Source organism: Ferdinandcohnia sp. QZ13 (assembly GCF_031324165.1).
Classification (GTDB): Bacteria; Bacillota; Bacilli; order Bacillales; family Bacillaceae_L; genus Ferdinandcohnia.
The window spans coordinates 1,587,263-1,600,239 of the sequence record NZ_JAVIVW010000015.1 but is presented as its reverse complement, the minus strand read 5'-3'; the positions used below and the strand labels follow the sequence as shown (position 1 = coordinate 1,600,239).

At 41.2% G+C, this 12,977-nt stretch carries 10 protein-coding genes; 8 read left to right on the top strand and 2 right to left on the bottom strand.

Annotation, left to right across the window (positions count from 1 at the left end; genetic code table 11):
* Positions 1 to 56: 56 nt before the first annotated feature.
* The 5 genes from RGU12_RS21780 to RGU12_RS21760 all read left to right on the top strand — a co-directional run bounded on the left by RGU12_RS21780 (position 57) and on the right by RGU12_RS21760 (position 5,994).
* The gene (locus RGU12_RS21780) at positions 57 to 1,481 is read left to right on the top strand and encodes a S8 family peptidase (protein ID WP_309537939.1); all 1,425 of its coding nucleotides are present in this window, start codon (positions 57 to 59) and stop codon (positions 1,479 to 1,481) included.
* A gap of 156 nt (positions 1,482 to 1,637) precedes the next feature.
* Entirely contained in the window at positions 1,638 to 2,609 is a 972-nt protein-coding gene (locus RGU12_RS21775; protein ID WP_309537938.1) for a Gfo/Idh/MocA family protein, read from the top strand.
* Positions 2,610 to 3,535: 926 nt separating this feature from the next.
* Complete coding sequence (locus RGU12_RS21770) at positions 3,536 to 5,215, top strand: methyl-accepting chemotaxis protein (protein ID WP_309537937.1); 1,680 nt, start codon at positions 3,536 to 3,538, stop codon at positions 5,213 to 5,215.
* 51 nt (positions 5,216 to 5,266) lie between these two features.
* The gene (locus RGU12_RS21765; RefSeq protein WP_309537936.1) at positions 5,267 to 5,416 is read left to right on the top strand and encodes a hypothetical protein; all 150 of its coding nucleotides are present in this window, start codon (positions 5,267 to 5,269) and stop codon (positions 5,414 to 5,416) included.
* A 44-nt stretch (positions 5,417 to 5,460) separates the two neighbouring features.
* On the top strand, positions 5,461 to 5,994 hold the full coding sequence (locus RGU12_RS21760) for a nucleotidyltransferase family protein (RefSeq protein WP_309537935.1): 534 nt from the start codon (positions 5,461 to 5,463) through the stop codon (positions 5,992 to 5,994).
* 27 nt (positions 5,995 to 6,021) lie between these two features.
* On the opposite strand, the gene RGU12_RS21755 is transcribed toward RGU12_RS21760, so the two are convergent.
* Positions 6,022 to 6,471, bottom strand: a complete 450-nt coding sequence (locus RGU12_RS21755; RefSeq protein WP_309537934.1) for a hypothetical protein — start codon at positions 6,469 to 6,471, stop codon at positions 6,022 to 6,024.
* A gap of 114 nt (positions 6,472 to 6,585) precedes the next feature.
* Positions 6,586 to 7,518: an LCP family glycopolymer transferase gene (locus RGU12_RS21750; protein WP_309537933.1), complete on the bottom strand. Its 933-nt coding sequence runs from the start codon at positions 7,516 to 7,518 to the stop codon at positions 6,586 to 6,588.
* 467 nt (positions 7,519 to 7,985) lie between these two features.
* Between RGU12_RS21750 and RGU12_RS21745 the strand changes: the two genes are divergently transcribed.
* The 3 genes from RGU12_RS21745 (at position 7,986) to RGU12_RS21735 (ending at position 12,976) form a co-directional block, all read left to right on the top strand.
* Positions 7,986 to 9,500: a sodium:solute symporter family protein gene (locus RGU12_RS21745; RefSeq protein ID WP_309537932.1), complete on the top strand. Its 1,515-nt coding sequence runs from the start codon at positions 7,986 to 7,988 to the stop codon at positions 9,498 to 9,500.
* A 259-nt stretch (positions 9,501 to 9,759) separates the two neighbouring features.
* Positions 9,760 to 10,968: an AGE family epimerase/isomerase gene (locus RGU12_RS21740; RefSeq protein ID WP_309537931.1), complete on the top strand. Its 1,209-nt coding sequence runs from the start codon at positions 9,760 to 9,762 to the stop codon at positions 10,966 to 10,968.
* A gap of 16 nt (positions 10,969 to 10,984) precedes the next feature.
* Positions 10,985 to 12,976 carry a glucosamine-6-phosphate deaminase gene (locus RGU12_RS21735; protein WP_309537930.1) on the top strand — a complete coding sequence of 664 codons (1,992 nt, stop codon included), beginning with the start codon at positions 10,985 to 10,987 and terminating at the stop codon, positions 12,974 to 12,976.
* Position 12,977 lies beyond the last annotated feature (1 nt).

Here is a 12,977-nt window from a genome sequence, read left to right as displayed (position 1 = left end):
ATATATGTGTGTTGGAGGCTCCATATCTCCAAACAACATTTATGAGGGGGAGTTTGATGAAAAAAGTATTTGCAGTTTTACTCAGTGTGGCTCTTTTACTGAGCTTCCTACCGTCTGTTTCTGCAGCTGGTAAAGATGTTCAGACGGAGTATTACTCGGTACTGTTCAATAAGAACAGTATTCCTGCTAGCTTTGCTAAGGAGGTTAGCAAATTTGGCGGCGAAGTCGTTTACACCGTTCCGGAAATTGGTTTCGCACAGGTGAAAGCTTCAACGGCTTCATTTTCAAAGCTAAGAGGAATCACAGGAGTGAGTGTAGCCAATCCGTCGATTTCCTGGAATCTTCCGGAATCACAGCGAATTAATGCTGGTCATGTAAATCCTGCCGATGCGGCATTATGGGATTTACAATGGGATATTCACCGCATCACAAATGATGGTGCCAGCTACGAATTAGGAACGGGCTCACATGATGTGGTTGTTGGAATCGTTGATACAGGTATCGACCGGGATCATCCTGACTTAGTCAAGAACCTATTACCTGGCTCTAAGAACTTTGTTCCAGCTGGTGGATTCCAAGGAACAGAGCCTGCTGAAACAGGTGATTCTGCTACGTTTGATGACCGCCATGGACATGGAAGCCATGTAGCAGGTTCCATTGCAGGAAATGGAGCAATGCTAGGAGTGGCTCCTGATACGGGCATCCGTGCGTATCGTGTATTCGGTAATAGTTCTGCTGAATCAGCGTGGATTTACGATGCAATGATTGCAGCGGCAAATGATGGAGTCGATGTTATTTCAATGAGCTTAGGTGGTTTTGACGTTATAGGTCAAACTTTTTATGTGGACCCGGTAACCGGCAAGAAGGAAAAACTAGGAAATGACGTTGCTGATTTTATAGGATATAAACGTGCTGTTGAGTACGCGACGAACAAGGGAGCGCTCGTTGTAGTGGCAGCCGGTAATGATGGAATTAATGCGACAAACAAGAAAGAAGTTATGGATTTCTTGAATAGCGAATATGCCGGAGATGGACTTTATTTTGTCGGGGCAGGCTTTGAAGTTCCTGGTACCCTTCCAGGAGTTGTAACTGTTTCAGCAACTGGACCTAATGATGAGTTTGCTAGCTATTCTAACTACGGCCCAGGCTTTATTGATATCGCAGCAGTTGGCGGTGATGCGAGATTATATGACCAATACGCAGCTGAAGGTAGATTCAATGAATACCTTGCAAAACGTCTGTTTGAAACTGAATTCAATTTAAGTGCAAGTGAAGATGGTGGGTGGTACTGGTCAATTGGTACGTCAATGGCAACGCCAAAGGTCTCCGCAGTTGCTGCGTTACTGATTGATAAGTATGGAAAAATGTCACCAGCTAAGCTTCAAAACCTTCTTTATAAAAAGGCGGTTGACCCTGTAAAAGGCAGTGACAAACAGTTTTTTGGTAACGGACATTTAGATACATATGATGCGTTAAAATAATCTTTTGATGGGAGCGAGCCTAGCCTGTGCTAGGTTTGTTTTTTATTATTATGTTACCCTCATTATAATAATTCTACAATATAAAGCCCTTTCATAATCTCCTAAAATATGAGAATATAGATTTGTTGAGTATCTAAACAAATAGGAGGAACTCCGATGACAAAGGTTCGTTTTGGTGTTTTATCTACAGCGAAAATTGCGAGAAATACATTGATTCCAGCGATGGAGCGTGCGCATAATGCAGAGGTCGTGGCTGTTGCGAGTGAGAGCGGAAAAGCGAAGGATTTTGCCGCAGAACTAGGCATTCCTAAGCATTATGAATCCTATACAGATTTATTAAATGATCCTGAAATCGACGCCGTGTACATTCCACTTCCAAATCAATTACATAAACAATGGGCGATTGAAGCAGCGAAGCATGGCAAGCATGTACTTTGTGAAAAGCCAGCCGCTTTGACATCACAAGACGTTGAAGAGATGTCGGCAGCTTTTAAAGAAAATAATGTCACATTTATGGAAGCATTTATGTATCAATTCCATCCTCAGCATAACCGTGTGAAGGAAATCATTGCTTCTGGTGAAATTGGTGATGTGAAACTAATTCGTTCGACGTTCTCCTTCCTACATGATTTAGATTCTGGAAGCATCAAGATGCAAAAAGAACTTGGCGGCGGTGTGCTGTACGATGTGGGCTGTTACTGCATTCATGCGAGTCGCTTGATTACAGGCGAAGAGCCGATTGAGGTAAAAGCAGCAGCAAATCTTCATCCGACACATGATGTTGATATTACTGTAGCGGGTACATTGAAGTTTGAAAGTGGTGTGATTGCCAATTTCGATGTGAGCTTTGAGCAAAACTTTAAAGCTTCCTATGAGATTGTTGGCACAAAAGGCTCTATTTTAGCCAAGCATGCATTCCGTCCAGATAATGAAGGTGGAAATGGAGTACTTGTTGTGAATGCTGAAGCTGGCCAACGTGAAGAAACGGTTCAAGGTGACCAGTACAAGCTTCAAGTAGAGCATTTTGCAGAATGTATTCTTTCTGACAAACAGCCGATGTACAGCGTCGAAGAAACATCGAAAAATATGCGTGTAATTGAACAGGCGCTTGCGTCTGCTCGTAATTAAAAGTCAACCCCTGGGTTGGCTTTTTTCGTTCCTTCCTCTTTTTCCTTGTTTTTAATTTAGGCTCTTTTCTAAAGGACTTTTGCTATTGGATAAAACAATACTATTGATTGAAGCGTAAGGTGGCGACTCCTCGAAAATGCATTCGCATTTTCTTCGTGCGTGGGTAATTTCAAGGAAGAAATTCAAAGTCCTGCGGGAAAACCGTGAGACTTGAGACCCCACAGGAGCGATTAGCGACGAGGAGGCTCAAGCCACGCCCTCGGAAAGCGTCCACCTCCTCGAAAATGAATTTTCATTTTCGTCGTGCGGTGCAAATTCAAGGGAGAATTTTCAAAGTGCAGCGGAAATCATTTGTGTCAAAAACAACAAAGTTTACGACAACAATCTTAATTTAAATACACTGTCGTTAACATGGACTTTACTGTTGATAATCTCCAAACACTGTTTTTAATTCGAGTTTACTGTTCTTAGCAAATTCCTTCCTCAAATCTATCAAAACTTTTTCTAGTAAACATGTATATCTATCAAAATTATGGCAATACTAGATTACTAGTGATAGAACGTTTAAAAATAGGAACCAGAGGAACCGTCCGTGGTTCAAAAGGAGGAATTCTAGTGAAAACTGGTGTTGAGTTGCCAGAGGTGTTACCAGTTAATAGGGAAGATTTTTTGAAGTTGTTGCTAGATTTAATAGTAAAAAAGTAGTGGGAATTGTGGTGTCGAGTATTGTTGAAATGTGCGAAAACTTATATACTAATAGGTAGAAAATCATATATTTGTAGAAAAGGGCAAACACTCTGAAAAAACAGGACTCTGGAGCATAGGGTCTATGCAACAAAATATATGAAGCGTGTGAGCCAATCTAGCAGAATTGGCTTTATTTTTTGCCTGATCTATTACTATTCAACAAGAAAGAGGTACTTTAGATGAAAAGTATTCGTACGCGGTTATTTGTTAGCTTTTTTGCCATCATTATCCTTTGTATAGGCTTAGCGGCATATAATTATTTTTCTGTGTCTACTATGAATCAAAAGACGGACGACATGGTATCCGAGGAACTTACGGTTTTACTACAATATGATAGTTTAAAATATAATATTGCTCAGAGTATTGCGTTGGCTCGTGGATATGTTTTGTATGGGGAATCTTCCTATAGAGATGATTATGACATCTATTCCGTGGAATTTGATTTAACGGATCGAAAGTTAGGCGCGATGAAGATTAAAGAGGTTGAGGGCATTTTACGCGAGACGAAAAAATGGCGTGATTTAATAAATGAAAAGGTGTTCATTCCTTATGATAACGGCAATATAGATCTTGCGAAGCATAATCTACAAACATACATACAGCCGGCAGCTAGGGGCTTGATGGATCAAGTTGAACAGCTATCAAAAGAACGGGAACGACAAATTGACTCAACCGGTAAGGACGTTGTGAGCTACGGTGAGAGTACGAATATCGCTGGACTCGTGGTGGCTGCAATTGCGATTATTTTAGGAACGATTATTTCCATTTACACATCTGTAGTGATTGCAAGACCAGTGAAAAATGTAGCAAACCGGATGAAGGCGATTTCGAATGGTGAGCTTCACGCTGAGCCTATTAAAACGAAGCTAAAAGACGAAATTGGCCAGTTGGTAACAGCAGTTAATGATATGAATGAGAATTTAAGAGGTATGGTCAAGCAAATGTCTGTTGTTTCAGACCATGTGACCGGTCAAAGTGAGGAATTGACCCAGTATGCGGATGAGGTCATGGCTGGTAGTCAGCAAATTGCGGTCACGATGGAAGAGCTCTCACGCGGTGCTGAGGAGCAGGCATCATCATCGACCCTTTTAATTGAGAAAATGTCCAATTTCTCGCAGGAGATCATGCAAGTTGCGGTCAATGGTGAGGACATTAAGGAACAATCTCAGGGAATGTTAACTCTGACCAACGATGGCAGCGCCTATATGGAAACATCGATTCAACAGATGAACAGCATCCATGAAAAAATGAAGCAGTCCCACGCGATGGTAGTTGGGCTAGATAACAAAACGAATGAAATCACAAAGCTTGTGAATGTGATTCAGGAAATCGCAGGACAAACAAATCTTTTAGCATTGAACGCAGCGATTGAGGCAGCAAGAGCAGGTGAACACGGAAAAGGTTTCGCAGTAGTCGCGGATGAGGTTCGTAAGCTTGCTGAACAGGTTGGTAAATCCGTTGCTGAAATAACGGTGATTGTAAAAGATATTCAAACGGAATCGAAGCAAGTCGTTCAATCATTAGATGATGGCTACCAATCTGTTGAAGAAGGTACCTCACAAATCCAGACAACTGGCGAAACATTTAATGATTTAAAACGTAAGATCGACGATATTAGTACCCAGTTTGAGTCCATGTCTAGCTCGCTCTACGGTATACTTGATGATACAAGAGAAATCAGCGGAGCTATCGAAGGGATTGCAGCTGTGGCGGAAGAATCGGCAGCGGGTGTCGAGCAAGTATCTGCAACTGCCCAACAATCGAGCAGTTCAATGGACGAAGTTTCAAAAAGCGCGAAACAGCTCGAAGAAAATGCTGGCGAACTCAACACCTTAATCCAACAATTCAAGTTGAAGTAATTTGTGGGTCATGGGGACAGGTCCCTTGTCCCGGAGAGGAGAAGATCCTGCATGGTAAATATCGGAGACATTCTTTTTCAGTTATTTGCATTTCTCGTTCCACTAAGTTTTGTTGCAGTACTCATCTATGTGATACGTTTTTCAAAACGTGTCAAACGGATGGAAGCAAAGCTAGATGAAATTTCAAAAAAGGTAGAGTAAGACTTGGGAGATAATCTCAAGTCTTTCTTTTTGGAGGAATCATTGTGATTGAAACATTAAAGGAGATTGTGGCTGCTATTGGCGAGCGAAAAATCGTTTGGGGTGTTGGCGGGTCGCTATTACTAAGCTTTCACGGACTTGTTCAGCATCCAAATGATATTGATTTGTTGGTGGATGAAGAGGATGCTTTATGGTTCAATAAGAAACTTGAGGTGCTTGGAACACCGATTGAGGCAAACGCTTTACGCCCTTTTAAAACGAGATATTTTGCGAAATTCCGCGTTAGAGGGTTTAATGTCGATAGCATGGGAGGATTTGCAATTGAACATCAAGAAGGGGTTTATCGGTTGCCATTTGATGAAAACTCGGTGGTCGGGAGTGTTGAGGGAATTCCTTTAAGTTCACTTGAGGATTGGTATGTTCTATACATGCTCATTCCAAACAGACAGGATAAGGAAACACTGCTCGAAGAACATTTTAAAAAGGATGGCGTGAAGCATCCGTGGTTGCTAGCACGTGCTTTGAACCAGCCGTTGCCTCATGGGATTAGAAAAAAAGTCGAGATGTTATTAAGATAGAAAAAGGATGCCTACGCGCGGGCATCCTTATTTTTTTACACTCATTTTTACATTTCGGAACATGAATGTGGTTTTCTCTTTCTGGTTAGTAAGCACCATTGCATCGATTTGCGAAGTAGTATCCTGAAGCTCAACCTCAAGTTGAATGGTTCGCCACGGATCATGCAAGCCTATCACTGCGGATACACTCTCCGCTAAAAAAGTTCCGCGTGCATCAGTCTCATCGACAAGTAAATAGACCGCGGTATTGCCCTTCACCTGAACCTCGAACACAATCGTTTCGCCACCCTTAACCCCTTTTGGTGAAAAAACAAATCCCTCGTTTTCCTCTTCGCCCTTCGTTTTTACTTCAAATGTACCATCCTCCACCTGTACCACCGTCGCACTTACTCCAAAAAATGGCGACTTCTCCGCAGCACTCGCTGGCGAAATGAATAGAAAGAATAACGCTATGCATAATAAAATTTTAAGTTTCAACGTAAGAACCTCCTTTGGGACACAGGTCCGTCGTCCACTTAGTATGTGGAAAAAGGAGGAAAATATGTAAGGCGTAAAAAAGCAACCGGAACGTGACCGGTTGCTCTCAGTAATTTATTTAATTTCCAAATGTTGTTTCAAGCGTGATGAGACGGCTTGTCGTTCTTCTTCAGAGACAATCCAGTACCACGCGTCAAGGGTTTGCCCAACACCGTCGATGCTGTATTGGTCGATGTTATGACGAGCATTCTTATACTTCGATTGGATAGTTTTCATTTCATCAAAGGAAATATCGGTTTTTACGTTCGTGCCAAGTGCACCAAGAATGTCATCAATTTTTGTGACAGAAGAGAAGTTTGCCCCTTTATCGATAATTCCTTGGATAACCTGCTTTTGACGGTCCTGTCGACCAAAGTCACCACGAGGGTCGTCATAACGCATCCGCGCATATTTAAGAGCTTGCTCGCCGTTTAAGGTCTGCGGGCCTTCCGTGAATGAGGCACCATCATAAGAGAATGCGAGTGTACTGTTCACCTGGACGCCACCAAGCGCATCAACGATTTGCTGCAGGCCTTCCATGTTCACTTTTACATAATAGTCGATTGGTATATCTAAAAAGTTCTCAACTGTGTCAATCGTCATATCCACACCACCAAATGCGTATGCGTGGTTGATTTTATCCTGTTTACCCCTTCCGACAATTTCAACACGAGTATCACGCGGAATGCTTAGCATTTGCATGGAATTCGTTTTTGGATTAACGGTAACAACAATTAACGAATCGGTACGTCCCTTGTCGCCCGAGCGTTCATCAACCCCCATGAGCAGGATCGAAATCGGATCTGCTTTCGAGATATCAATTTCTTCTGTACGTTTGTCAGATGGACCACGGTCGCTGTGCATTTTCCCAACTGTACTTGCAACAGATTGATATAAATAAACGGCGTATCCACCGATAGCTAACAATAAAACAAGAGCGATTGTTCCAACAACTTTTGGCCATTTCCGTTTTGTATTCTTTTTCGAATGGCGGTTAACTCGACTCATATTTATCAACACCTTTTCGTAGATTACTAGTTGAATTAATAGTACACAAGTATTAGACGTTTGAGAAGAGAAAAAGTTACAAAGTTTGGTGAAAAAATGTCTAATCGTGGTTGGAGCTTGTCGAAATGAGGAGAGAAGATGCAAAAATGTGAGTGGAGACGCAAATATCTGCGAGAAGACGTAAAATAGGTCCAAAGACGCAAAAATGTGTGAGATGAAGCAAATCCTGGAATTTAGATGCAAAACTATGGACCGAGCCGCAATACCGTGAAAGAGGCAACAGCTAAAAAAACTATGCGAAATTTTCTAAATTTATTTTACAAATAAAACCGATTGTGGTATTTTATAAAATAATTAGTCATATATTAGGATTAATTGAAGGGGGTGACTAAAACCAGGAGATTAAACAAGTTTTGCCAACAATCAACAAGGGGTTTGATGGGAGTTAAATTTAAAGGGGGAGAAACATGAGTGGTTTAGATTGGGGAGTCATTATTGCTTTTTTCTTACTTATGATTGTGATTGGGTTTTGGTCGTTTAATAAAGTACAGGGATCGAAGGATTTCTTCGTTGCAGGGGGGAAGTTGCCTTGGTGGCTAGGCGGGATTTCCCACCATGTTGGGGGATACAGTGGCGCGGTGTTTGTGGCGTACGCTGGTTTAGCGTATACACATGGTTTTAGTTTGTATGTATGGTGGGCAATACCGATTGTTGTTTCAGTGATTGTAGGCGCTTACATCATGGCGCCGAGATGGTCAAAACTAAGAACGAAGCTTGATATTGAATCACCGACGGAGTATTTAGCCATGCGTTATAATGTACCGACTCAACAGCTAGTGGCTTGGAGTGGTGTACTCGTAAAACTATTCGATGTTGGTGCGAAATGGGCAGCAATCGGTCTCTTACTAAATGTGTTTACTGGAATACCAATTGTATATGGAATTTTATTATCAGGAATTGTTTCGTTAATTTATATTACAGTTGGTGGAATTTGGGCCGATCTCTGGACGGACTTTGCGCAGTTTATTGTCCAAATTGTTGCGGGACTTGTAATGTTCGTTGTTGTATTAAACCAAATGGGTGGAGTGAGTTCGATTACAGGAATCTGGGATAAACTCCCACCAGCCAATAGCCAGCCATTCAACGAACCATACACGCTAGGCTATGTGTTAGTTTTCGTGTTCATTGTGTTCTTTAGCTATAACGGCGGAACTTGGAACCTTGCAGCACGATATATTGCGTCACCGTCAGGGAAGGAAGCGAAGAAATCTGCACTTTTTTCAGGAAGCCTTTATCTCGTATGGCCGTTAATCTTATTCTTCCCAATGTGGGCGGCACCGCTTATTTTACCGAATCTAGAAGATCCTACACAATCATATGCCTTACTCACGCAGGAGCTTTTACCAGCAGGATTGATCGGTCTTGTGCTGGCTTCCCTATTTGCCGCAACCATGTCAATGACTTCTTCAGATGCAAATACGATTTCAGCCGTTATTACAAGGGATATCCTCCCTGTGATGTCAGGCAAATTTAAAGGACTTGATCAAAAGAAATCCTTAAAAATTGCAAGGATTGTTACCTTTACGTTCACTTTCTTAACACTTATTATCGGGATTTTCTCAGATAATTTTGGTGGAGTTTTAGGACTATTGATTTCTTGGTTTGCGGCGTTAGTCGGACCAGTTTCAATTCCAATGCTGTTAGGATTACTACCTGCCTTTAAATACAGTGATTCCAAAGCGGCGATCTCCTCTATTCTTGCAGGATTAGCGATGTTTGTCTTAACAAAATACGGAGTCGATTGGGCGCTATATGTGGAACTTGGAGCTCCAATCTTTACATCTGGTTTAGTATTCATTGGTCTTGGATTACTCAATAAAAATAAACCAGTTAAGCCAGAAATTGAAGAAATGTTAGCAGCAATTAGCAAATCTGATGAAGAGTTAGCAAAAGATACGAAGAACATTACACCATCGCTTTAACTTTATTCAGCCGAGGTCACCTACTTTAAAAGTGGAGATTAATGCAATTAGTGAAACAAATTTATTTGGGTTCAAATCAGTCCGAATAAAGTTAAGCCTCCGGCGGATGCCACAGATTTTCAAAGGGAACTTTTCGAGCATAGGATTAAAGACTAAGAACGCCACTTCCTGTGGCAACGTCTTTATGACCCACCTCGTGTGGGCCTAAAAAATCTGGGCGCAAATACGCCAAGGCGTATTTGATTAAAGGAGATACGTCATGGATACTCAAAAACTAGTAAGTTTTTATCAAAAAGAAATCGAAGAAAACTTTTGGCCGTTTTGGGAAAAGGCGTTTGATGAAGAAGCAGGTGGCGTTTTTACCTGCTTCTCCAATGATGGAAGTACGTTAGTAAGCAAGGATAAATACACATGGTCACAGGGGCGTTTCCTTTGGTTATGTGCGGAGCTTTATCGGTTAGCGGAGCAAGGGAAGATTGCTTTAAGTAAAAATCGTTTAAAGAAGATGGCGGATAAAACGTATCTGTTCTTAGTGAACCACACTGTTATGGAAAATAACCATGTTCTGTATACCGTAACTGATGATGGAAAACCGGTTCAGGAAGACATTAGTGTGTTTGCCGATTGCTTTTTTGTCATAGGTGTAAATAAATATGCAGATGTCTTTAAAAATGAAGGTGCATTTGATCAAGCCTATCAGGTCTATGAATCAATTCATCAACGAATTGAGGAAGGCCATTTTAGAACAGAGCCTTATCCAATTCCGGTTGGTTACTCCTCACATTCGATTCAGATGATCATGTTAAATGTGGCACAAGAGGTGGAGGAGACAGCCGAAAAATTTTCAAAACCAATCCAGAAAAAGGCGAAATCCATCAGTAAAAAAATCATGCAGGAATTCATTTTAGAGGATGGCAGAATTATCGAACTGAAACCTGAGGATGCTAGTAATGAAGATACTTTACTTGCGAACCATGTTAATCCGGGTCATGCTTTGGAATCGATTTGGTTTCATGTTCATAGTCTCCATGAGAGGGATGAAAAGGTCCTACAGCTCTTATCAAAAGTCACACTGCAGGCGATTCATTTAGGATGGGATGAGGAACACGGAGGGCTGCTTCGGTTTGTTGATAAAAATGGTGCAGAGCCACAAGGAAGGCGAATCGACGATCCGTATGAAAAGTTGATTCTTGATACATGGGATACAAAGCTTTGGTGGCCACATTCTGAAGCACTCTACACCTTACTATTACTCTATAAAAAAACGAAGGAAGAACGCTTTTTAGAATGGTATAAAACGTTTTTTGAATATAGTTTCACCACCTTTCCAAACCCGAACAAGGAAATCGGAGAGTGGATTCAAATTAGGGATAGACAGGGAAGACCGTTACAAAAGGTTGTAGCATTACCGGTCAAAGATCCGTTTCATATCCTGCGAAACTTTATTTTAATTCTGAAGCTATTTTAATAGAGGAGAATGAATCATGAGTTTACTGCTTGGTACCTACGAAATCGATATTACCCCTGAGCTCCCTATCCCGTTGGCGGGATTTGCACATCGGGAAGGGAATGCTTTGGAGGTTCATTCTCCGCTTTTTCTTAAAGCTTATTATTTTGAAAAAGAGAATCATGCATTTTTGCTGATGGTTGGAGATGTCATTTGGTGGGATGACAGGTTTGTTCAGAAATGGAGAAAAAGGTTGGCGGATGAGTATTCTCTAAGACCGCAAGCCATTTGTTTTCATGCCACCCATAATCATTCTGGACCTCAAACAAGTGATGCCTTTACAAGCCTTTTAGGTGAAGCAGAACCAAGCTTTTTAGATTCATTGGAAGCAAAAATAGTCAAAAGCGTTGAATACGCAATCGCCAATAAAGAGCAGGTGACTATCGCACGAAGACAAACAACAAGTGAGATTGGTGTTTACCGCAGATTAAAGCATGAAAATAAAATCCTGATGAGACCTAATCCGAGTGTTCCGATAAACAAAGAGGTTACGATTATCACGTTTAAAAACGAAAAGAAAGAAACGAATGCAATGCTTATTCATTTTTCCTGCCATCCGACATCGACGGATGCAAATGTTGTTTCAGCTGAATACACGGGAGTTTGTTGTTCGTTGTTAAAAAAGACGTATCCTCATGCGGTAATAGGTTTTTTACAGGGGTGCTGTGGTGATGTTAGACCGGCTTTAATTAAGGAAGATGAATTTTATCGGGGGAGCCTTCATGACATGGAGACGATTGGTAACCAGCTTGCTATGGATATTTTATCTGGAGGTGACGAAGAAACCATCGTTTGTCACCAGCTACAGAGTAAAAGCATCAAATTACCCTTATATTTTCAGGAAAACTATATCGAAAATGAAGATATTGACCCCGAGGTACTCGAGATTTGGAAAAAACATAGCAGGAAGAGCGAAACTTTGTTGGAAATTCAATATTTTAAAATTAGTCCCGAGCTTCATTTTATCTTTTTTAATGGTGAAATGGTTCAAGGGTATGGTGAGTATATAAAAAGCCTGAACCCGCGAGTCTTAGCTCTCGGTTATAGCAATGGAATGATTGGATATATTCCAACCCAAATTCAGCTAATGGAAGGCGGGTATGAAGCCGAGGAATTCATTTATTACTTTGGCTTACCGGCGCCTTTTCACATAAAAACGGAAAAAGAAATCCAGAACGCAATAGAAAACATACTAGAAGGTGAATGGAAAATGACTGTAAAAAGAAGTGGACATAAAGATAAACTCGCATACTACGTTTTTGAAACACGGAATGAAATGGGTGAATATGCAGCACGTGATGTGGCCAATCAAATTGTAAAGCTTCAACAAGAGCAAGAAGAAATCCGCATGGTGTTTGCTGCTGCTCCATCACAAAATGAGTTTTTACAACATTTGATCAGTGACGACCGAATTCATTGGAATCAGATTATTGCTTTTCACATGGATGAGTATGTCGGACTTGATAAGGAAGCACCTCAGCTGTTTCAGAACTTTTTAAAAGAAAGATTGTTTCATAAAGTTCCATTCAAAGAGGTTCACCTCATTGATAGCTCAAATGAAAATGAGCTAGAGCGCTATTCGAAGCTTCTAGAAGAGCAGCCAATTGATATCGTTTGTCTTGGCATTGGTGAAAATGGCCATATCGCATTTAACGATCCACCTGTTGCGGATTTTCATGATCAAAAGGTAATCAAAAAGGTAGAACTCGATGCCATGTGCAGGCAACAGCAAGTAAACGACGGCTGCTTCGCTTCATTGGAAGAGGTTCCTTCGCATGCGTGGACGCTAACCATTCCAACTCTTTTATCTGGGAAATCGATGTATTGCATTGTTCCAGGAAGCACGAAACGACAAGCAATCTATCAAACGTTAAATGGTCCAATTAGCACAGAGTGCCCTGCCTCCATTTTACGAACACATGAGCATGCATATCTTTATGTCGATCAAGACTCATTTGGAGATGAATAGG